This is a genomic window from Acinetobacter sp. 'aerobic (ED)' (assembly GCF_904886855.1).
Lineage (GTDB): Bacteria > Pseudomonadota > Gammaproteobacteria > Pseudomonadales > Moraxellaceae > Acinetobacter > Acinetobacter courvalinii.
Window position 1 is genome coordinate 1 of sequence record NZ_CAJHGI010000001.1, and the last position, 21,549, is coordinate 21,549.

19 protein-coding genes are annotated in these 21,549 nt (G+C 43.8%); 15 read left to right on the forward strand and 4 right to left on the reverse strand.

All coding sequences use genetic code 11. The features are described 5' to 3' along the window. Window positions 1-103 precede the first annotated feature (103 nt). The 15 genes from gspL (at window position 104) to ahpF (ending at window position 16,691) form a co-directional block, all read left to right on the forward strand. A complete protein-coding gene (gspL, locus tag JO943_RS00005; protein WP_005229816.1) occupies window positions 104-1,243 on the forward strand; it encodes a type II secretion system protein GspL in 1,140 nt (379 codons plus the stop codon). Then, window positions 1,243-1,722: a type II secretion system protein GspM gene (gene gspM / locus JO943_RS00010; protein WP_005285055.1), complete on the forward strand. Its 480-nt coding sequence runs from the start codon at window positions 1,243-1,245 to the stop codon at window positions 1,720-1,722. The genes gspL and gspM overlap by 1 nt, the downstream gene beginning before the upstream one ends. A gap of 431 nt (window positions 1,723-2,153) precedes the next feature. Further along, window positions 2,154-3,161, forward strand: a complete 1,008-nt coding sequence (locus JO943_RS00015; protein ID WP_202739628.1) for a quinone-dependent dihydroorotate dehydrogenase — start codon at window positions 2,154-2,156, stop codon at window positions 3,159-3,161. Window position 3,162: 1 nt separating this feature from the next. After that, window positions 3,163-3,756 (forward strand): CvpA family protein, encoded by a 594-nt coding sequence (locus JO943_RS00020; RefSeq protein WP_005229822.1) that lies wholly within the window; start codon window positions 3,163-3,165, stop codon window positions 3,754-3,756. A gap of 24 nt (window positions 3,757-3,780) precedes the next feature. Beyond that, window positions 3,781-5,319 carry an amidophosphoribosyltransferase gene (gene purF, locus JO943_RS00025; RefSeq protein WP_005229824.1) on the forward strand — a complete coding sequence of 513 codons (1,539 nt, stop codon included), beginning with the start codon at window positions 3,781-3,783 and terminating at the stop codon, window positions 5,317-5,319. Between the two features lie 101 nt (window positions 5,320-5,420). After that, entirely contained in the window at window positions 5,421-7,310 is a 1,890-nt protein-coding gene (locus JO943_RS00030; RefSeq protein ID WP_165569296.1) for a M48 family metalloprotease, read from the forward strand. A 124-nt stretch (window positions 7,311-7,434) separates the two neighbouring features. After that, entirely contained in the window at window positions 7,435-8,235 is an 801-nt protein-coding gene (locus tag JO943_RS00035) for an undecaprenyl-diphosphate phosphatase (RefSeq protein WP_032867200.1), read from the forward strand. Window positions 8,236-8,343: 108 nt separating this feature from the next. Then, window positions 8,344-9,141 (forward strand): PaaX family transcriptional regulator C-terminal domain-containing protein, encoded by a 798-nt coding sequence (locus tag JO943_RS00040; protein ID WP_005229829.1) that lies wholly within the window; start codon window positions 8,344-8,346, stop codon window positions 9,139-9,141. Between the two features lie 125 nt (window positions 9,142-9,266). Then, window positions 9,267-10,250, forward strand: a complete 984-nt coding sequence (locus JO943_RS00045; protein ID WP_202739629.1) for a fatty acid desaturase family protein — start codon at window positions 9,267-9,269, stop codon at window positions 10,248-10,250. 63 nt (window positions 10,251-10,313) lie between these two features. Beyond that, window positions 10,314-10,736 carry a PaaI family thioesterase gene (locus JO943_RS00050; RefSeq protein ID WP_005285065.1) on the forward strand — a complete coding sequence of 141 codons (423 nt, stop codon included), beginning with the start codon at window positions 10,314-10,316 and terminating at the stop codon, window positions 10,734-10,736. Between the two features lie 174 nt (window positions 10,737-10,910). Further along, a complete protein-coding gene (locus JO943_RS00055) occupies window positions 10,911-11,882 on the forward strand; it encodes a putative solute-binding protein (RefSeq protein ID WP_227614394.1) in 972 nt (323 codons plus the stop codon). 175 nt (window positions 11,883-12,057) lie between these two features. Further along, on the forward strand, window positions 12,058-12,834 hold the full coding sequence (locus JO943_RS00060) for a hypothetical protein (RefSeq protein ID WP_005285071.1): 777 nt from the start codon (window positions 12,058-12,060) through the stop codon (window positions 12,832-12,834). 12 nt (window positions 12,835-12,846) lie between these two features. After that, window positions 12,847-13,971 carry a toxic anion resistance protein gene (locus JO943_RS00065; protein WP_202739631.1) on the forward strand — a complete coding sequence of 375 codons (1,125 nt, stop codon included), beginning with the start codon at window positions 12,847-12,849 and terminating at the stop codon, window positions 13,969-13,971. Between the two features lie 28 nt (window positions 13,972-13,999). Further along, window positions 14,000-14,914 (forward strand): hypothetical protein, encoded by a 915-nt coding sequence (locus JO943_RS00070; RefSeq protein WP_202739632.1) that lies wholly within the window; start codon window positions 14,000-14,002, stop codon window positions 14,912-14,914. Window positions 14,915-15,125: 211 nt separating this feature from the next. Continuing rightward, complete coding sequence (ahpF, locus tag JO943_RS00075) at window positions 15,126-16,691, forward strand: alkyl hydroperoxide reductase subunit F (RefSeq protein WP_047432685.1); 1,566 nt, start codon at window positions 15,126-15,128, stop codon at window positions 16,689-16,691. A 47-nt stretch (window positions 16,692-16,738) separates the two neighbouring features. On the opposite strand, the gene JO943_RS00080 is transcribed toward ahpF, so the two are convergent. The 4 genes from JO943_RS00080 to JO943_RS00095 form a co-directional block, all read right to left on the reverse strand. Next, complete coding sequence (locus JO943_RS00080) at window positions 16,739-18,763, reverse strand: alpha/beta fold hydrolase (RefSeq protein ID WP_202739633.1); 2,025 nt, start codon at window positions 18,761-18,763, stop codon at window positions 16,739-16,741. A gap of 124 nt (window positions 18,764-18,887) precedes the next feature. Beyond that, complete coding sequence (locus tag JO943_RS00085; protein ID WP_005229843.1) at window positions 18,888-19,787, reverse strand: ABUW_2363 family tetratricopeptide repeat lipoprotein; 900 nt, start codon at window positions 19,785-19,787, stop codon at window positions 18,888-18,890. A gap of 112 nt (window positions 19,788-19,899) precedes the next feature. After that, window positions 19,900-20,712 (reverse strand): serine O-acetyltransferase, encoded by an 813-nt coding sequence (gene cysE, locus JO943_RS00090; protein ID WP_005229844.1) that lies wholly within the window; start codon window positions 20,710-20,712, stop codon window positions 19,900-19,902. Beyond that, the gene (locus tag JO943_RS00095; RefSeq protein ID WP_199950151.1) at window positions 20,705-21,544 is read right to left on the reverse strand and encodes an RNA methyltransferase; all 840 of its coding nucleotides are present in this window, start codon (window positions 21,542-21,544) and stop codon (window positions 20,705-20,707) included. The genes cysE and JO943_RS00095 overlap by 8 nt, the downstream gene beginning before the upstream one ends. Between the last annotated feature and the right edge of the window lie 5 nt (window positions 21,545-21,549).

Sequence of the window (21,549 nt, forward strand, 5' to 3'; positions counted from 1 at the left end):
GGTTTACAATAAAAAGATGGATAAAAAGATTAAGTGTTGGAAAGTATAAACACCAAATCTACACCAAATTTATTTAAGTTATTAATTTTGTTGGTTTAAATTTATGCTGTATTTATGGATGCCCGAAACCAATGGAACATGGTATTGGTCGGCTGGGGAAAACTGGTTGCAGGCAGACAGTCTTGAGCAACTGATTCAAGACTTGCAGGCGCATAGCGGAAAAGAGACTGTGGTTTATTTTCCAAGCCGTCATGCGCAGATGTTGCAACAGGCGATGACCAAGGTACATTACAAGCAACTGGGTCAAGAAGGGATTAAATATCTTCTGGAAGAGTTTGTAAGCTTGCCGATTGACCAGATGAAAGTGGTCCATCATTTTCAGCAGGATCAGGTCAGTATTCTGGGGGTAGCACAGTCAACTATTGAAACCTGGCAACATGCACTTAGTCTGTTACCTGTCCAGATCAGTGCCTTCTTGCCTGACTTTTTGATTTTGCCTGAACCCGCACAGCATGAAGTGGTGCTGGTCAATCTCTATGATCAATTATTGGTCAGGGAAAATGCATGGTTGGGGAACTCGGTGGATGATCTGGGTTTATTTCTTGAGTTCCAGCCAGCTGAAACGCAGTTTAAGTTTGCCAATTTAAATGCTGCCCAGATGGACAGTCTGGCAACGGCATCCAGCAAAGACCAGCGCACGGAATTCAGTTATCAATTTCAGCCGCTGTTAAAAGCAAAACAGCATCCGTTTAATGTTTTGCCGAAGTCAAAACATGCCGAAACCCAATGGTCGGGTTATTGGAAAGCTGCAGCGGCAGTACTGTTGGCTGTGATCGTGGTGCAACTAGGCTATGATGCCTTACGCTGGTCGAAACTGAAAAAAGTCGCGGATCAGACCGCTGCTCAAGCCATTGACCAGTATAAATACTGGTTCGGCGAAAATATCAGGGTCACTGAACAAAATATCAAGAGCCAGTTTGAAAGCCAGTTACGGATGAGTCAGCTGGGCGATACTCAGGCACTTTCATTGTTGAGTCGTGTCGGGCCTATCCTGATGCAAAAACAGATTGTGGCCCAGCAAGTCAGCTATGAGGCTTCAACACTGGCCATGTCACTCAAGGCAAAATCGGCAGAAGATCTGCAAGGGTTGACCCAGCAATTAAATCAACAAGGTTTTCAGGCTGAGTTAGGTAATGTGCAGGCGGACAGTGTCGGCGCAATCGGGGTGGTAAAAGTAAAATAATGAAAGCACTAACACGTTTACAAAACAGCTTCGACCAGAAAATTGAAGCGCTTAATGACTATCTGCAAGGTTTATCTGTACGTGAGCGCGTGATGGTTATTTTTACGACCATCTTTGTGATCGTGACTGTGATTGGTTTTTCCTTGTGGAAAATGCACGCTTTGGCCGACCAACAGCAAAAACGTTTAAATGAACTCAAGGATCTGACCGTCTGGATGCAGAGTAATGCTGCTACCATGAAGCCTGCCAATGATCTTGCACTGTCCGCTGCGGACAAGATTCAGCGTACCGCGCAGCAGCAGGGCCTGGCTGTCTCCTCCCAGCAAAATGGGGAGCAGATTCAACTGGTGGCAGAACATCAGAACTATGCCGTTTTAGCTAACTTTTTAATGCAGTTGTCACAAATGGGTATTAGCATTCAAAAAATGGATATGGTGTCAAACAACAATCAGATTAAATTGACTGCAACAGTGCAATAAGATCAGGGTTTTGGATTTTTTACACAGTATGAGGGCTCAGCCTGAATGCGTAGCCTTTTTGTAATACATGGTCTTTCTGAGCAGGCGACACGGGAACTCAATCATAAACCGTAAACAAAGTCAGGGAAGGTCGGTTGTATGAGGAATAATACTGCATAGCTTCCTGTCTAGAGTAGATGGGCATATCTTTTCCTGAATATAAATAGGTTGTTGGGACTAAAGCAAAAAATCAGCAAACTGGCTTATAAAGTTTGCCAACGGGGTCTCCTTATCTACATTTGAGGTCTCGTTTGAATGGTTTTGTAGAAGTCAGGCAATATATGGCTGAAATGTCACCAGACCTTAAAAAATAACCCTATGTCAGGCATGGTGTTTTGATACGCCTATGCCTATAATATGCCTACTTGAAAAAACAGTAGACTGTGATTGGTATGTTATATTCATTGGCTCGCCCTTTGTTGTTTACTTTAGCGCCAGAGCGTGCACATGAACTTACACTTTCAATGTTGGATAAAGCCCATAAAATTGGCTTCATGCATCAGAAAGTAGCAGCAAAACCTGTGACATGTATGGGCATTGAATTCCCGAATCCTGTAGGTCTTGCCGCTGGTTTGGATAAAAATGGTGCGCATATTGATGCTTTAGCAGCTTTAGGCTTCGGTTTTATTGAAATTGGAACCATTACCCCACGTCCACAAGCAGGTAATCCTCAACCGCGTTTATTCCGTATTCCTCAGGCAAAAGCCATTATTAACCGTATGGGTTTTAATAATGATGGTGTGGATAAACTGATCGAGAATGTCAAGGCGGCAAAATTTAAAGGTGTGCTAGGCATCAATATTGGTAAAAATGCCGATACGCCTGTTGAAGATGCAGTTTCTGATTATCTGATCTGTCTCGAAAAAGTTTATAATTACGCTTCTTATGTTACGGTGAATATCTCATCGCCAAATACCAAAAACTTACGTAGCTTACAAAGTGGTGACGCACTGACAGAGTTGTTACAAACATTAAAAGATCGACAACTAGAGCTGGCAAATCAATATAATCATTATGTTCCTCTGGTGCTTAAAGTTGCACCTGATCTCACTGCAGAAGACATTGATTTTATTGCAGCACAATTATTGCAATTCAAGATCGATGGTCTCATTGTGACCAATACCACGCTGGGCCGTGAAGGCGTCGAAAACCTGGAAAACGGTAATGAAGCGGGTGGTTTGTCTGGTGCGCCTGTATTTGAGAAAAGTACCGAATGTTTGCGTCAGTTTGCGCAAGTACTTGCGGGTCAGATTCCTTTGATTGGTGTCGGCGGTATTCTGGCAGGCGAACATGCGGTTGCGAAACAACAGGCAGGAGCGAGCCTCGTTCAGGTCTATAGCGGACTGATTTATACTGGTCCAACCCTGATTAAAGATTGTGTTAATGCGATGACATTGTGAAATGAACACGCTTGATATCATTATTCTGGTCATCTTGCTCATTGGAGGGCTGAACGGTTTGCGCCAAGGATTTATTAAAGCCTTTGCCAACTTGATCGGATGGATATTTGCATTGATCATTGGAGCAAAATACGCTGTGTTATTGGCCCCTGCGATGAGCAGTCTGAGCCAAGACCCGGTTGTGCAAAAAATTGCAGCTTTTGCTTTTATCGTATTGATCATCGTGGTGTGTACCTGGATTGTTTCGGCATTACTCAACGGGCTCTTGAAAAGTTTAAAACTGGGCCCATTAAATCGTTTAGCAGGGGGCGCTTTTGGTTCGCTCAAAGGCCTTTTGATTGTGCTGATCACCATGCAGGGGCTTGGACCATGGGTTGAAAGCTCACCGCACTGGAAACAGTCTAAATTCGTACAAATTTTATTACCTTACGCACCTTTGGCAACTGAAATGTCCAAAGATGCGGCAAATCAAGCCTTACATCAAATGACATCCGAAGGTGCGCTATTACATCGCCCTTCACCAGAAATGGACGAATCGGAGCGCGCATCAGTCACTGAGCGTTCTGATCATTCGACGAAAAATCCTTTTTATTAATCGCTAGCTTGTCGCGAGGTTGCTATGTGTGGAGTTGTTGGGATAGCCGGTAAATCACCAGTGAACCAAATGTTATTTGATGCCTTAACGATGCTGCAACATCGAGGACAGGATGCCGCAGGGATCGTAACCTGCCACCAAGGGCGTTTATTTCTCCGCAAAGATAACGGTATGGTACGCGATGTATTTCATACCCGTCACATGCGTGCATTGCTTGGCAACTACGGGATTGGACATGTGCGTTACCCAACCGCAGGTTCATCCAGCAGTGCTGAAGCACAGCCGTTTTATGTAAACTCTCCTTACGGGATTACCCTTGCACACAATGGTAACCTGACCAATGCCGCAGAAATTCATGATGACCTGTTTAAAACAGATTTACGTCATATGAATACGGATTCCGATTCAGAAGTCCTGCTCAACGTATTTGCACATGAACTGCAAAAGCTTCGTACTTTAAATCCAACTCCGGACGATATTTTCCACACCGTTTCTCGCGTACATGAGCGTTGTAAAGGTGCTTATGGCGTGGTTGCCATGATCACAGGCCACGGTCTGGTCGGCTTCCGTGACCCGAATGGTATCCGTCCGCTGGTCTACGGTTCTCGCGAAACTGAGCAAGGCACTGAATATATTATCGCTTCTGAGTCAGTTGCGATTACCGCACTCGGTTTTAAAGTTGAGCGTGATATTGCCCCAGGTGAAGCGATTTTCATTGATGAAAATGGTCAGTTGTTTAGCAAGCAATGTGCTGCAAACCCAGAATATCGTCCATGTATTTTCGAATACGTGTATTTTGCACGTCCAGATGCCACGATCGACGGCATTTCCGTGTATAAAGCCCGCTTGAAAATGGGTGAGAAGCTGGCGTACAAGATTTTGAAAGAATGGGGCGAGCAGCACGATATTGATGTGGTGATTCCAATTCCGGATACCAGCCGTACTTCCGCTTTAGAGTTGGCGAATATTTTAGGGGTGAAATTCCGTGAAGGGTTTATGAAAAACCGTTATATCGGACGTACCTTTATTATGCCAGGTCAGCAACAGCGTAAAAAATCGGTTCGTCAAAAACTGAATCCGGTCGAACTTGAGTTTAAAGACAAGAATGTATTACTGGTCGATGACTCGATTGTACGTGGCACCACCTGTAACGAAATTATCCAGATGGCACGTGATTCGGGTGCGAAGAAAGTATTCTTTGCTTCAGCCGCGCCAATGGTGAAATATCCAAACGTCTATGGTATTGATATGCCAGCCAAGGCTGAACTGATTGCATCAGGACGTACCGTGGAAGAAATCCGTGAAAATATTGGTGCAGACCGTCTGGTTTTCCAGGATCTGGAAGATTTAAAAAATGCCGTGCGTACCAGTAAAGTGCCAGATCTGACTGAATTTGACTGTTCAGTATTTGATGGTATTTATGTCGCAGGTGGCATTGACAAGGCTTACCTTGATAACCTTGAGCAAAAACGTAGCGACTCTGCCAAAAATAAACTGGATAGCTATATCGATGTGAATATTGATGCCGCTTCGGTAGATTTAACCGGTATCAAAGAAATGTAAACCTTTTGGTCCATAGAAAAGCGGGAATTTCCCGCTTTTTTATTTTATGATAGCGGATACGGAAGTCCTTAATAGAAACAATGTAATCAGGAAAATTTACATTGAGAGAAATGAGCCATTACTTAATCGAAAATAAGAATATTGCATGGTCAATGAGCTTTTGTTGGCTGGCAATGTTATTGACCGTTTTTATTCTTAATCTAATTTTAGGTTTGGTGGTTCATTTTTTTGATTATACCCAGCCCATCTGGTGGCATGCGCTCAGCCCCTATTTCATTTTATTGCTGATTTGTGTGCTGTTCTGGTCGGTCGGCGCAGAATTATATGTACTCCGTGAAGGTGGGCATTCACTTGCCAAGCAATTAAAAGCCAGACGTCTGGTATTTGATGAAAGTACACCGGAAGAAAGTACGGCATTAAAAATTGTCGAGCAAGTTGCCAAAAGTTTTTCCATCGATCCTCCTGCTGTCTATGTATTACCGGATGAAGTCGGGGTAAATGCCTTAACCGCAGGCTTCAGATCACAGGATATTGTAATTATCCTGACCTGGGGGGCTTTGCAAAATCTGGATGAACTGGAACTGTATGGCTTGCTCAGTTATGAGTTTAACCAGATTCTATCCGGTGAAGCCGTCGAAAATACCAAGCTGAAGCTGTTATACAGTGGCTTAACCACATTTAGCCAATGGGGCAGTAAGCTGGCTCAGGCGGGTTATAGTCCCTATGCAACCTCTTATCGCAATAAGTTTGAAACCATTTTTGTCGCAATAGGGGGCGTGATCTGGCTGATTGGTAGTTTAGGTATTTTGATTACTCGTGCAATTAAATATCTTACCTTGAGTGGGCGAACCTTTCGCAATGATCTCAAGACCATGCGATTGATGAATAATAATGCCAATATTCAAACCTTATTACGGATTTACGTGCATCATTCCGGTTCGCAAATTCATAGCGCCTATTCTGAATCCATTTCACATATGTGTTTTGCCAATTCATTGAGCCCGCAAAGCTGGATGAATATTCATCCCAGCATTAAAGATCGCATCTATGAATTGAACCCGACCTTATTGCAAGATTTACAGTTGGAAAATCTCAGAAAACTGCGTAATCGTCCTTTGTTTAGCCTGTTTCGTTCGCTGGAAGAAGAAACCACCGACATTACCACGCCGTGGAGCTCACCGCAGCCTTTGCCGCTATTGCGTTTATCGCCGATTAGTTTTGCCTTGAACGATGCGATTAAGCCGCTTAACCCAGAGATACGTAAAAATAAGAAACGCCCTGAATTGATTCAGCGCGCCATGCAAACCGCAACGGGTTCGCGTGAGGTGATGGTGGCGATTTTGATGATCCGTCAATATCGCGAATTTATTCCACAGGATGCACCGGTCAGCCATGCCATCGTCGATGCCTTACTGAATCTGGATGGCCGTATCCATGTGCAGATTTTCCATGATGCCTGCAAGAATATTGGGCACATGCCAGCCAGTATCGCCCGTCAATTTCTTACCAAGCTGGCCTGTATTATTCAGGAAGATGGGGAAGTGGGCTTGCTGGATGCTTTGTTGCTGGAACGCGTCAAACATGAACTGAATTTAATGCCGGCCCATTTACCTGCGGCTTTTGAAGATGTGAAATCCCAGATTGTGCATTTGATTGATGCCTTGCTGCATGTTCAGCAAATTAACAGTCCGAATCAGCTTGAGGTACGGGAACGTATCTTGCAATTGCTGTTGACTGAAGATGAAATGCAAACTTATGCCGATATTTCGGATGAGCCATTGGATCTGGCGGAAATCCTGAATGACGTGTCAGGGTTATTATTGCGCGATCGTCTTAATATTTTGTCGATTGCAGAAAGATGTCTGTGGAACGACCGGATTATTACCCAGGATGAGCTGGATGTTTTAGAGCTTTTATATTGGCGTCTGGGTTTTGATACACATGAAGTGGTTGAGCAAATGCAAAAGAAAAATAGTCTGATGATTATTTAAAAGACATTCGCTTGCACGTGTTTTTTTGATAAAAACGTTACGTGACAAACACATAAAATGCTGCCATTTCAAGGTAAGCTTGCCATTTATTTTTATTCTTGTATTACCTGCTTTTGAGTAATTTATGGAACATATTGAAATTTTAAAAGCCTTGTTTTTAGGCTTTATTGAGGGTTTAACCGAATTCCTGCCCATTTCAAGTACCGGTCATTTGATTTTATTTGGTCATATGATCGACTTTCATTCCGATGATGGTCGGGTGTTTGAGGTGGTGATTCAACTGGGTGCAATTCTGGCGGTGTGCTGGTTATATCGACAAAAGATTTTTGACCTGATCAAAGGATTTTTTAGTGGCGATGCAGAAGCACGGCATTTTGCTTTTAGCGTTTTACTGGCATTTATTCCAGCGGTGGTGATTGGGGTATTTGCAGTCGATTTTATTAAGAGTGTCCTGTTTAGTCCGCTGGTGGTTGCAGTCGCTTTAATAGTTGGCGGTCTGATCATTTTCTGGGTGGAATCGATTAAGTTTGAGCATAAAACCACCGATGCAACCAAGATTACTTATAAGCAGGCATTTCTGGTGGGTTGTGCGCAATGTGTGGCCATGATTCCGGGAACTTCGCGTTCAGGTGCGACCATTGTTGGGGGGATGTTCTCAGGCTTGTCTCGTAAAGCCGCAACCGAATTTTCATTCTTCTTGGCGATGCCGACCATGTTGGGCGCAGCGGTATTTGACTTGGCACGTAATGCGGATGTATTGACACAAGACAATATGCTGAATATTGCGGTGGGTTTTGTGGCGGCCTTTATCTCGGCACTGTTTGTGGTCAGCGCCTTGGTAAAATTTGTTGAACGCCATACCTTACGTGTATTTGCCTGGTACCGTATTGTACTCGGTATTATTTTACTGTTTGTTTTCCTATAAATAATAAAAAACTCTTCCTTTTGGCACATGCCAAAAGGAAGATTCTCAGTTAAGATTTCAATCTCTTATATCTCATCTTTCATATTTCCAGATCGGTTCAACTGCAACATGACAATAGCTAAAATGAATGCGCGTGATTTAATAATAGATTTACTACTGGGCTTACAAGGTGGTGCAATTTCAATTAAGCAGATTATTGTGGCGGCCAGACTATTTGACATTAGTGAGAACAGCATTCGCGTCGCAGTGACCCGCTTGTCCAGTGATGGTGTGATTGAAGCAATTGAGCGCGGTATCTATCAGTTTACGGTGCAGTCGCATGAATGGGCTGATGTCATGCTAAACCGTAAACAAGGCATTAAACAGACCAAGAACTGGAATCATCAATATCTGGCAGTATTAACCGGAGCGTTAGGGCGTGTTGACCGTACCGCTTTAAATCGGCGTGAAAGAGCACTCAAGCATTTTGGTTTTAAAGAGCTGGAACAGGGAATTTATATTCGTCCGGATAATCTGGCTATTGGTTTTGATGCGCTTTTTTCCGAACTGAAGTCTTCGGGGTTGGAAGAGTCTGCCAAGATCTGTCAAATCAATCATTTTGATGCGACAACTTTAGCGAATTTGCCAAAACTCTGGGCAACCCAGACCTTAAACCAGAATTATGAAAAATATGCCCAGATGATTCAGCAGTGGTTAGCGACTGTATCGCAACTCTCCTTAGAGGATGCTGCTCGAGAGTCTTTATTGCTTGGGCGACAGACCATTTCTTTATTGATGAATGATCCCTTATTGCCAGAAGATTTTGTAGATGTGCAACTGCGCCAGCAATTCGCTGCAAGTGTACAACAGCTGGATCAGACCGGACTGGACGCATGGCGCAAATTTTATGAAAGCCATGTCGAGTAAATTCTGATTACAAATATTACGATTATTTTAATTTTAATTTATTGACAGAAATATTACCAAGTTTAGAATAAAAATATAAATTGTGTAGTTTTATAAAAATAGACAGCTCCAGGCAGGGTAAACAGATGAATACACGTGTTGCAATTAGTGACTTATTCAGTAGAGAGGAAATTACTGAACTCACAGCAAAATCAGATTTGCATGGCGGTTGGGCGGTGTTCTCGACCTGGGCCGTGATTGGCGGAACTTTTGCTGCCGTAGCCAGTTCATGGCAATATTTGCCCGCTTGGGGTAAATTACTGATGTGCATAGCAGCACTGGTCATTTTGGCAGGGCGTCAGCTGGCCTTGGCGATTATCATGCATGATGCCTCACATCAAAGCCTGTTTAAAACCAAATGGCTGAATAACACATTCACTGACTGGTTGTGCGCGCGTCCGATCTGGAATGATTTACATAAATACCGTGCCCATCACATGCGCCATCACAGCAAAACCTCGACAGTAGATGATCCCGATCTATCACTGGTTGCGGGTTTTCCCACCTCTAAGAAATCATTGATGCGCAAATTTATGCGTGACTTAACCGGAGTGACCGGATTTAAGTTTGCGGTCGGTCGTGTGCTGATGGATATTGAGAAAATGGAGTGGACAGTTTCCAATGACCGTCGCTGGATTTCTCAGGAAGGCAAACACTGGACTGATTATCCCAAAGTCTTTTTAAAGAATAGTGGTGGGGCAATTGCCACCAATGCCGCGCTATTTTCAGCATTATGGGCGGCAGGTCATCCTAAACTTTATGCATTGTGGGTGGTGGCCTATTTAACCCCATTTCCTTTATTTCTCAGAGTCCGTTCAATGGCAGAGCATGCTGGCATGGAGACCAGTCACAGTGCCTTAACCAATACCCGGACCACCAAAGCGGGCTTTCTGGCACGCGCCTTGGTTGCTCCGATCAATGTGAACTATCATAAAGAACATCATTTGATGGCAGCGGTACCTTACTTTAAACTGCCAAAAGTGCATCAAATGCTACGTGAACGTGGACATGTGGCTGAACCGCCAAGCTATTGGCAGGTATTAAATCAGCTTTCCAGCCAGACGGATTAAATGAGCGTGACAAGCATGTCAGTTTCAATCAGGGATCAAACCACAGGAGCAAGGGAAGAACGCATGGCAGCAACAAAAGACCAAATCATGGGATTTCTGGCACAAGAATTTCCGCAAGCGCTAATGAAAAGTAGCATTGAGGAAATTACACCCAGAGGAGCACAGCTGCTTTATCGTGTCGATACAGGTGATTTACGGCCTGGTCAGACGGTTTCTGGGCCGACCTTAATGCTGGTCGCGGATTACGTGCTGTACATTGCCATTTTGGGACATTTAGGTCTGGTTGCGATGGCCGTGACCACCAATATGACTATTAACTTTTTTCGTAAACCAAATGGCAATCGCGATATCCGAGCGGTGTGCAAACTCATCAAAGTTGGTAAAACCTTGGTTACGGGCGAAGTCTGGTTATATTCACTGGATGATGAAGAACCTGTCGCCCATGTGATTGGCACTTATGCACTGCCACAAAAATCATCTGACTGAATAGCTAGAACGGGCCAATGAATCAGCTGATCTGAAGGATCTACTCGGTTTTTATTGACTGCAAATCACTTAAAAAAATAAAACATGTCATAGGATCATGCAGCTCAATCAGGTGTGATCAATAGATAACCAATCTGATTCGGGAAGAACGGAATGATCATTAAAAACGGTTTGATGGCTTTGGCATTGCTAGGATGTGCAGTCGCTACACAGGCCAAGCAAACAGTGTGTGTATTCGATCCTGTGGGTAAATCGGGCGATGCTTTTGCATTGGCAAAGGATTATGCGCTTGAAGCCAAGAAATGGGGGGCTGATATCGATTTACGTGCTTATGTCGATGAACGTGTGGCTGCAGAAGATCTGAAGGTCGGGCAATGCGATGGGGCGATTATCAGTGGCTTACGGGGGCGACAGTTCAATAAATATGTCGGTTCTCTAGATGCGATTGGTGCGCTGACCGATTTAAAAACGGCAATTTTAGCCTATCAAATTTTGTCCAAGCCCCAAGCTGCAAAAAGCATGATCAATGGACCTTATGAGATTGCCGGGCTTGGTACCATTGGGCCTGCTTATCTGTTTGTTTCTGACCGTAGTATCAATACCTTAGCTAAGGCTGCCGGAAAGAAGGTCGGGGTATTTGCCTATGACGAGGCACAGCCGAAGCTGGTGGCTCAGGTCGGTGCCCAAGCGGTTTCAGTTGATGTGACCAATGCCGGTGCCAAATTCAATAATCACCAGATTGATATTGTGCCTGCACCGATTGTGGCCTATAAGCCTTTTGAACTTTATAAAGGTTTAGGCGATAAAGGCGGCATCGTAAAATTTCCGCTCACACAAATCTCGGCAAATTTTATTATTCGCAAGGATAAGTTTCCGGCAGGATTCGGGCAAAAGTCACGAGAATGGGTGGCAGGTCAATTGGGCCGTACCTTTAATATAATCGCCAAATATGAGAAGGAAATCCCAGCCAGATACTGGATGAATATATCCCCTGAAGAGCAGGTGAATTATATGAAAATGATGCGTGAGGCACGTATTTCCCTGACCAAGGCCGGGATTTATGATCCGAAAATGATGAACTTCTTGAAGAAGGTGCGTTGCAAGCAAAATCCAAATAGTTTTGAATGTGCACTGAATGATGAATAAATCATGAATTAAGCTTGTTAGAATCCTCTTTATTGTTTGTAATTTAGAGGGTTTTTGCTTTCTAATCAGGCCATATATTTTAAAAAACATAACAACAATGCTGTAGGCGAAACTGTCAGAACATGCTACAACTAAAGCTGTCCAAATTTATTTGTACCCACGATTTTTAACTTATATGACGATACCGCCCGACTTGATACCTTTATCGCAAATTGAGTCAAATCAAGAACATATTTTAGCGATCAAGCGTAATGATTTAGTGCCTTTGCTGAACGATCCACATCGTTTAAATCATTATGCAGATCATTTGGTACAAGCCCAGAGTGTTTTGCTCAATGGGGTTGATCCCAAACTGAATCAGCAATTGAGCGAAGTGATTAGCCAGATTATTCAGCAGCTTTCGCTTTCAAAAAAATATCTGGGTGGACGTCGCTTCAATGCATTGCAAAAATGGTTGGGGATTGATGTCGAATATGATGCGGGTCAAGTCAAATATCTCAAAGATTTAGATCGTCTGATTCATGAAGCGAATCACCTGAGTCAGCGTTTGCAGATAGAAATCCAGAAATCGCAGTCACGTCTGCAACAGGCATTGGGTTTGCGTGAGCAGATGGCAGCCTATATTCAGGCCGCGGATGAGTTTTTAAAAGAATATCCTCAATTTAGCAAGCAGCAAGTGCTGGACCATTTTGTCGAGCGCCTGTCAAAAAAAGTGAATACGCTACAAACCTTACAGAGCAGCAATGATATTGCGATGAAGCAGATGCAATTGTCCCAGCATTTGTCGTTTAGTCTGTTAGACCGTTTTAAGGAAGCGCAACAGGTGTTAATTCCTGCATGGCAATATCATTTGAAGCAAAGTCGTGAGTCCGGGTCATCGTCGACCATTGAGCAACTGGACAAGAGCCGAGAAAACCTGATTCAAAATTTGAAAAAATCATTACAGAAATAAGAGGGGAATACCATGTCAGATTCAGAACTTAGCAAAGTAGCTCATGAACTTGAACTCAAAACCGAGCAACGTTTCGAGCAGCTTAACCTGAAAGAGCTGGGTTTACAGCCACACGACTTAGCCGAGGTGATGGATGCGCATAAAGAGCTGGCAGAGATGAGTCCGACTGTTGTGGCGGAATATGGCAAAAATATTGCCAACAAGACCTCGACCTATACGGATGAATTGCTGAGTCTGGTGCAGAATAAAGATTTGGATAACACCGGTCAAAAACTCAATGAAGTGGTGCAGGTCGCCCAGCAGCTGAATACGTCTAGCATTCTGAATAAATCAAAAAGCTCGGGTTTTTTGGGCGGTCTACTCAGCAAGTTTAAAAGCGCCAAGCAAAATTTTGATCAGCATTTTAATACTACCAAAGAACAGATTGATGTGTTGGTTAAGGAAATTGAAAGCTCGCAATCTGGCTTGAAGGCACGGGTTGGTACGCTCGATAAAATGTTTGATGCCGTACAGGATGAATACAAGCAGCTAGGTGTGTATATCGCAGCAGGTCAGTTGAAGCAACAGGATATTCAGCAGCAGATTTCGGCTTTGACGGCTCAAGAGCAGGACCAGCAGACCACACAACAGATTTATGATCTGAATCACTTAGCCAATAATCTGGAAAAACGGGTCAGTGATTTACAGGTGTTACAACAGTCTGCGATGCAAACATTGCCCATGATCCGCATTATCCAGTCGAATAACCTAATGCTGGTCGATAAATTCTATGCGATTAAAAACATCACTTTACCAGCTTGGAAAAACCAGATTAGTCTGGCAATTTCATTGCAGGAGCAAAAGAATAGCGTACAGCTTGCCAAAGCCATTGATGACACCACCAATGAGTTATTACGCCGTAATGCAGAGTTACTTCATCAAAACTCGGTTGATACGGCTAAAGCCAATCAGCGTTCAGTGATTGATGTGGAAACCCTTGAACATGTCCAAAACACCCTCATTAAAACAGTAAATGATGTGATTCAGATCCAGAAAGAAGGCATGCAGAAACGTGCGGAAGCCACGACACGGTTACGGGCCTTACAGGATAGTCTGAATCATCTGGTGCTGGAGAATAGCCAGCCACCTCAATCTTGATACGATTAATTTTTTGAAGGAAAGATCATTGTCACCGATAGACGATTTTAGTGTACAGCCGCTTGGCCAGCGTTTAGATGTGTTAAAAAAACGTCAGCGTCATTTAATGATCTGGTTTTTTCTAAGCAGTACTCTGGCGCTTGTTACCATTGCATCGCTATTTTTTCAAAAAGAATTGATCTATCGTTTCTTCGATCTTTCCATGCATGTTCAGGTACTCGATTTGCCTTATCATGTCCAGGAGCTTGTTCCTTTCAAGCAACCTGTCGATTATTTATTTAATTTACTGTCATGGGTCGGCTGGCTGTTCCTGAAAATCCTGGTTTCATTTGTTGGGGCATTTTTTCTGGTCAGCTGGGCAAAAAAACTCAGGTTTTTTCAGCAGCGTTTTCAGGCTTGGACGCAACGCTTTCTGGCATGGATCATTGCATTTATCTTACTCTGGTCTGGTTTAAGCTACATTCAATATGACTGGAAAGATGAAACCAAACAGGCTTATCAGCAGTGGATGAGTTATCAAAATAATATTGTGGAAAGCCAGATTGCTCAGGATTTGCAACAAGCCGAAATTTCTTCGACTGAAAAAGCGTATGTGCTGGCCCAAGTGGCCTTATTGCATCAGCCCGCCGATCGTAAGACCGCCAATGTCTATATGAATCAGCTGATTGATGCAGAAAAGAATGATCCGCTTTTATTTAAAAAATACGATTTTAAAGCTGAGCAGTTGTGGGTCATGCAACAGCAGCTTTACGGTAAAAGCATTACCGCACTTACACAACCGCTGGATTTACGGGCCCAGCAAGCTGAGCGTATTTCTCAGATTGTGAATGTGATCTTGTGCGGAATCGTTATTCTGGTTTTGGCTTTAACTGCCATTTTGTACATGCTCGCCAAGCATTTAAAAAATCGTCGCAATCGAATTAGTCAAAAGCTTGAGTATTAATCTGTTTTTATGTTCAGAACGCCTGACAGCGTACCGCACCGCGTTAACCTTCGGCGTTGCCGTAGTATGCTGTGCCGGTCGATTTGTTTTTGATAGATTTATTCGATTGAACTCATAAAAACATACTGTTTTACCTATTTATCATTTTTACGTAATATAGCCTTATTGAATGAATTGACCGATTTAAAAGTCTTAGGGTTTGGAGAAATACATGTTAGATCAAAATATCAAAACTCAATTAAAAGCTTATTTAGAACGTTTAGAAAGTCCGATCGAACTGGTTGCTGCTTTGGATGACTCAGACAAAGCAGAGAAAATCAAAGAACTGGTGACTGAAATCGCAGAACTTTCTGATCAGGTTACGGCGCGTTTTGACGGTTCAAACGCTCGCCGTCCTAGCTTTGGTGTCGCCAAAGCAGGCGAACAACCGCGTGTGTTCTTTGCTGGTTTGCCAATGGGCCATGAGTTTACTTCTTTGATTCTGGCATTGCTGCAAGTGTCTGGTTATGCGCCAAAAGTCTCTGATGAAGTTTTAGCCCAGATCAAAGGCCTCAACCTGACTGCCAACTTTGATGTGTTTGTATCACTAAGCTGCCACAACTGTCCAGATGTAGTGCAGGCACTCAACCTGATTGCAATCAACAACCCGAATACCACGGCAACCATGATTGATGGTGCTTTCTTCCAGGATGAAGTGGAAGAGCGCAAAATCTTGGCCGTACCAATGGTGTTCCAGGACAATGAACATATCGGACAGGGTCGTATGACTTTGGAAGAAATCGTGGCCAAGTTAGATACCAATTCTGCTGAGAAAGATGCAGCGGCCATCAATGCCAAAGATGCATTTGATGTGTTGGTGATTGGTGGTGGTCCTGCCGGCGGTACTGCGGCAATCTATGCCGCGCGTAAAGGCATCAAGACCGGTATCGTGGCTGAACGCTTTGGCGGTCAGGTGATGGATACCATGGACATTGAAAACTTCACCACGGTACAGAAAACTGTCGGTCCGAAGTTCGCTCAGGACATGGAAGCACATGTCCGTGAATACGGCGTGGATATCATGAACCTGCAACGTGTCAGCAAGATCACAGGCGCAGATCAAACCGCCAACGGTCTGGTTGAAGTTGAACTGGAAAATGGTGCCAAGCTTGAATCGAAAACCATCATTCTTTCCACCGGTGCACGCTGGAGAGAGATGAATGTGCCGGGTGAAGCAGAATACCGTACCCGTGGTGTGGCTTACTGCCCACACTGTGATGGTCCTTTGTTCAAAGGCAAACGTGTTGCAGTGATTGGCGGCGGTAACTCGGGTGTAGAAGCAGCGATTGACCTTGCCGGTATTGTTGAGCATGTCACATTGGTTGAATTCGATACCAAACTTCGTGCCGACCAGGTGTTGCAAGACAAGTTAAACAGCTTGCCAAATACTACCGTGATCATGAATGCATTGAGTACCGAAGTGGTCGGTGACGGTGCTCAGGTGACAGCATTGAAATATAAAGACCGTGCTACTGATGTTGAACATACAGTTGAGCTGGCAGGGATCTTTGTACAGATCGGCTTATTGCCAAACACTGACTTCCTGAAGAACAGTGCGGTTGAGTTGAGCAACCGTGGCGAGATCGTGATTAATGATCGTAACGAAACCAGTGTCAAGGGTGTATTTGCCGCAGGTGACTGTACCACTGTGCCGTACAAGCAAATTATCATTGCTACCGGTGAAGGTGCCAAAGCCTCACTGTCTGCCTTTGATTACATGATCCGTTCAGGTGTCTAAATAATCTGATAAAAAAGCCCCAATGATTTGGGGCTTTTTTATTGGGTTTAGTTTTTAGTCGGTTTATATAAGCCATGATCAACCAGATGTTCACGTAAAATACGGCGAAGTTCCAATACGGCTTCAGGTGTTTCCTGAATGGAGTGGCCACCGGTGAAAATCTTTTCCGATACCGCACCATCCAGATGGGCACTTTTATAAGGCACAATGCCATCGGTGATAAGCTCTGGATCATTGCTTTTGGTGACATTTCCCATAATGGAATGGAAAACCAGCCCTTTTTCTGGCGGAATGGTAGCCGTTAATTCCATAAATTTGGATTTTTTACTCAGATCACTTGGGCCATTCTGGATCACGTCATTGGTCAGGGTTTTGACAAACTCCTTAAGGTCCATGTCATCGCTGGTAAGTGTATCTGCCAAAGTGGTCAAGAACGTCGCAGGGAGCTTGATAATCTTTCGGGCTGCCAAGGTAAACCAGCGATCGGCATAATCTGTACCACGATGCGGGGAGGCCAGGAAAATGGCACGATCAAAATTGGCAATCGGTTCCATTTTCAGTCGCTCGCCAATCACCGGATGTTTGCGCAAACGTGCCTGCTGGCGGCTATTCATCATGGTTAGAGCCTCTTTGGAAATATCCGCATTGCTCACTAAAAGCCGGCTGATAATCCCACCCATACTATGACCGATTAAAACTGCATCCTGTGCAGCTGCATCTTTCGGGTTCAGTGAAGCAAAGGCTTGCTTTAACAGGGCATAGATTTGAAAACGGCTTTCCAGAATCGGCATATTGGTGGAGTAGAACACTTGCCAGACCTGATAATGCTCACGTAATACAGGGTCGCCCATAATATCGTTAGTCACTGCAATCCAGGCTTCAGGACTACTGGCCAGACCATGCACCAGTACAATCACTTTCTTATTTGGATTATAAGGTTCAAGCATGTAGAGATGCGGCATGGTCAGATGCTGATCGCGGTCAATCAGGGTCAGGTAGGCAGCAGTGCCTAAGTTATTTTCAGCCAGCCAAAGCCCATAAGGTGCAGAGAAATTGGCCGCCAGTGAATATTCTTTTCCAGCAATACTTACTTTCTCGACACTATAGGGATCATAAACTTTGACTTCAAAGTTTGGATTATTTAAAACATCATTAATCGTTGCAGCTGCATTCTTAGGTTGAGCAATAATGGTGGCAGCCAGATAACGGGCTTTATGAATGTTCGGGTTAACACCATTGGGGTAGTCAAAGCTTAACGGATCAAGAATATATTTATTGTCTCCGTGGGCAGTATTCTCTGAGGAAGGGAATACCGCAACGAAATCCGAGCCGAAACCATCCCGACGGTTAATCGCTCTTAAGCCGGAAAAGTTCATGTTATAGCTGGAAATAAACTTTTCAAGCTGCATGTTTTGCAAGCGCTGATAAGACTGGATATCAATTGTATAGGTACTTTTACCAATTTTAATGGTCGGGGTAATGGTTTTAGCCGGATTTCTTAAGCTATGGACATTGACCAGTTTGGTCAAGGCCTGATTATAGAAATCCCGGATCTGAACTTGTCTGTTATCGAAAATACGCTCTTGCGGCTGGCGAGCAGTTTTAAATAAATAAGCATAACTATAACGGATGCTCTTATCGAGGGCTTCAAGCTCTTGATCCAGACACTGTTCATAGGTTTTCTGAATTGTTTTTTGTTCTTCTTCACCCTTATGTTTGCTGAGCTTGCTGACTTTACATTCAGACGAGTCAGACAGATTCATCGCTTTGGAAAGGTATAATTCACTGGCAGTCGATAACAGCTGCTCATCCTGAATCTGCGGAATTTTATGCAGATCTGCAATACATTCATCTGGGGTCTGCATGCAGACTTTTGCTTCTTTGCCTGACATTGACAACACATTGAGACTGGCTTCGCTCAATTTCTTCTGGGTCAGAATACTATTACGCTCGTTCGCAATCGTGACATTCAGGTCTTGCTGTTTCAGACTGACAACTTGGCAGCCACTCATTACCATCGCACTGAGTAGGCCAATCGCAAATAAACGTTGATTCGGGGTAAATGCTAGCATTATAAATCAGCAAGTTGGCTGGGAGATGATAGCTATAATACGAAAATCGAATGTTTTTTCAATCATCCATAAAAAAATAGACTGTACACGACAGTCTATTTTTTACTACAGCATGGGCGAGTAATTAGTTCAATACTTGCCACACATTCCAGCGTTTTCCAGATTCAACTTCCTTGATCAGACGATCAGTGACTTCAGCTTCATCTGGGTAATTGATTTTGTAGTTCTTTAAGGTTTGAAGCGCATTTTTCTTTTGCTCTAACCAGAGGTAGTTGTTGGCAGCAGAAAGATAAGCTTCCTGAACACCGCCTTTCATCGCCTTATCTAAATAAGGAATCGCTTCACGTTGACCGCCACCTTCAGACAGGCCAAAACCGAACCAGAAGTTTGTTTCAGCATCATTCGGGTTCATTGCCAGAATACGTTGCGCATAATTCAATGATTTGGTGGTATAAGCGGTACCCAAATCCATATTACGTGCCATTACACTTGCTTTAAAAGCACGTGTCAGAACGTCAATAGACGCATTTGGTTTTTCTGCCAAAGCATCCAGTTTTTGCGTGGTTTCTTTTAACTTGGCTTCATAGCCCTTGCGTTCTTGACGATCAGGGAAGCGAGGTGGATAGTGACGCGCTTTACCTTCAACCAGTTGTAAGAAGTCATCAATCTCGGTCACGTCGACTTCGTTTTCACCAGCAAGAACCGCATATTTAACATTACGTTGTTTACTGTCGATGGTCGGAACGATCAGTTTATTGATATCTAGTGTGGTTGTTTTTGACGGATCATTCTGTAATGACACCACCATTTTAGTCACAGGCTGGGCTGCAGCATCTTTAAGTGCAACTTCAAAGCTTGGCGGCGCATCATATTTGATTGGATTTAAAGCATAGAACGGTGCGGTTGGTTCTGGCTCTTTGAATACAAATGGCTCAGAAGCTTTATCTTTTTTGACAGGGGCGACGCCACAAGCGGTTAAAAAAGAAGTTGAAAGTACAAGTAATGCCAAAGGCTTAAAATTCATGCTTACATCCATTAATTTTAGTTAAATGAGAAGTAGATCGTTGGTTTCACCAGTCTAGGAAAAGCAAAACCAACTTGCAATGATAAGCTTGTTACATTTCTTATATATCTGCTTATGTTGCCGAAGTTTTGTTCTGTGCTTCGCACTCGCGTCTAACTTCTTCAATAATTTTCAGTTCTTCTTTACTCAATGGTTGATTTTTAGAACTTTGCGGAGCGAAACTCGGATCCAGTTCTGACAGGCGCTGACATAGCACATTCATCCGCTTTTCATTTTTTTGCATACGGTCCAGAAGGACACGAATACCTTCTAAAATAGGATCAGACTGATCCTGAGTGGTGGCATAAGGCTGGAAGCCAATACTTTCAGCATAGTCACGGCGACTGACTTCATCCTGTTCAACCTGACTTTTATCTTTGAAGATATATCGGGCAGGGTTACCAACCGCAGTCACATTTTCAGGCACTTCTTTCGTTACGACAGCATTTGAACCGACTTTGGCACCTTTATGCACGGTAAACGGTCCCAGAATTTTTGCGCCAGCACCCACCACCACACCATCTTCCAGCGTCGGATGGCGTTTGCCTTTATTCCAGGTGGTGCCGCCTAAGGTCACACCATGATAAAGCGTGACATCATTACCAATTTCAGCGGTTTCACCAATCACCACACCCATGCCGTGATCGATAAAGAAACGTTTGCCAATTTTTGCACCCGGATGAATTTCAATACCTGTAGCAAAGCGGCTAAATGAAGAAAGCAGGCGAGCCGTACCCTTATATTCTTTTTTCCACAATTCATGTGCCATACGATGCATGATCAGCGCATGGATACCCGGATAGGTGGTCAGCACTTCCAGCGTGTTTCGAGCCGCAGGATCACGCGCAAACACAGCCTCGATATCTTCTTTAAGCTGTTTAATCATTTGAACGATCCTCCGTGTTTGTCTTTTTCCATGAACCATTGGCCAGTGCCTGAACGCGACTGAAAATGCCGCGTAATAAATGATACTCCATACGATCTAATTGTATCCTGCCAAATAAACGACGCAAGCGTAATGGCAATAAACGCGGATTATTCGGGTCCAAAAACTCGATTTCAGTCAGCATTTTTTCCAGATGAGGATAGAATTCTTCCATCTGTTGCTGTGTCACCAGCGGTTCATCCCATTCCATGCTTTGCTGTTGTTTCAGTTGCATATGGTCATCTGGTGTATCTGTAACTTGAGTATTTTGTTCAAGTGCAGCCATTCTCAATTCATAACAGACCACCTGAATGGCTTGTGCGACATTCAGCACCCCATACTCAGGATTGACTGGAATGGTTAAGTGGTAATTGGCCAAGGCCAGTTCTTCATTGGTCAGGCCACGATCTTCACGACCAAACACGATGGCAATATGTTGTGCTTTGCTTGCCGCCTGTAAGGCTTCTTTTGCTGCAGGGCGAACATCGAGCAATGGCCATGGAATAGTACGACTACGGGCACTGGTGCCGAATACAATATGACAATCCTGAATGGCCTGTTCTAAAGTCTCAACAATTTCAATCTGTTCAATCAAATCCTGTGCACCCGCTGCCAAAGCATCAATATCGGGATGTGGATAGGTTTTCGGTGCAACCAGTACCAGCTTGGACAGGCCCATGGTTTTCATTGCACGTAAAGCACTACCAATATTGGCGGGTAGGGTGGTATTGACCATGACAATACGGACATGATCCAAATGTTTGGACACGTTATTTGAGTCAAACTGGTTCATATAAT

Excerpts from the sequence above, each read along its gene's own strand:
- JO943_RS00095 (WP_199950151.1), bottom strand. The coding sequence starts at position 21,544 with ATGAACCAGTTTGACTCAAATAACGTGTCCAAACATTTGGATCATGTC.
- JO943_RS00035 (WP_032867200.1), top strand. The coding sequence starts at position 7,435 with ATGGAACATATTGAAATTTTAAAAGCCTTGTTTTTAGGCTTTATTGAG.
- JO943_RS00050 (WP_005285065.1), top strand. The coding sequence starts at position 10,314 with ATGGCAGCAACAAAAGACCAAATCATGGGATTTCTGGCACAAGAATTT.
- purF (WP_005229824.1), top strand. The coding sequence starts at position 3,781 with ATGTGTGGAGTTGTTGGGATAGCCGGTAAATCACCAGTGAACCAAATG.
- JO943_RS00040 (WP_005229829.1), top strand. The coding sequence starts at position 8,344 with ATGACAATAGCTAAAATGAATGCGCGTGATTTAATAATAGATTTACTA.
- JO943_RS00085 (WP_005229843.1), bottom strand. The coding sequence starts at position 19,787 with ATGAATTTTAAGCCTTTGGCATTACTTGTACTTTCAACTTCTTTTTTA.
- JO943_RS00065 (WP_202739631.1), top strand. The coding sequence starts at position 12,847 with ATGTCAGATTCAGAACTTAGCAAAGTAGCTCATGAACTTGAACTCAAA.
- JO943_RS00020 (WP_005229822.1), top strand. The coding sequence starts at position 3,163 with ATGAACACGCTTGATATCATTATTCTGGTCATCTTGCTCATTGGAGGG.
- cysE (WP_005229844.1), bottom strand. The coding sequence starts at position 20,712 with ATGATTAAACAGCTTAAAGAAGATATCGAGGCTGTGTTTGCGCGTGAT.
- JO943_RS00060 (WP_005285071.1), top strand. The coding sequence starts at position 12,058 with ATGACGATACCGCCCGACTTGATACCTTTATCGCAAATTGAGTCAAAT.
- JO943_RS00080 (WP_202739633.1), bottom strand. The coding sequence starts at position 18,763 with ATGCTAGCATTTACCCCGAATCAACGTTTATTTGCGATTGGCCTACTC.
- gspM (WP_005285055.1), top strand. The coding sequence starts at position 1,243 with ATGAAAGCACTAACACGTTTACAAAACAGCTTCGACCAGAAAATTGAA.
- gspL (WP_005229816.1), top strand. The coding sequence starts at position 104 with ATGCTGTATTTATGGATGCCCGAAACCAATGGAACATGGTATTGGTCG.
- JO943_RS00055 (WP_227614394.1), top strand. The coding sequence starts at position 10,911 with ATGGCTTTGGCATTGCTAGGATGTGCAGTCGCTACACAGGCCAAGCAA.
- ahpF (WP_047432685.1), top strand. The coding sequence starts at position 15,126 with ATGTTAGATCAAAATATCAAAACTCAATTAAAAGCTTATTTAGAACGT.
- JO943_RS00015 (WP_202739628.1), top strand. The coding sequence starts at position 2,154 with ATGTTATATTCATTGGCTCGCCCTTTGTTGTTTACTTTAGCGCCAGAG.
- JO943_RS00045 (WP_202739629.1), top strand. The coding sequence starts at position 9,267 with ATGAATACACGTGTTGCAATTAGTGACTTATTCAGTAGAGAGGAAATT.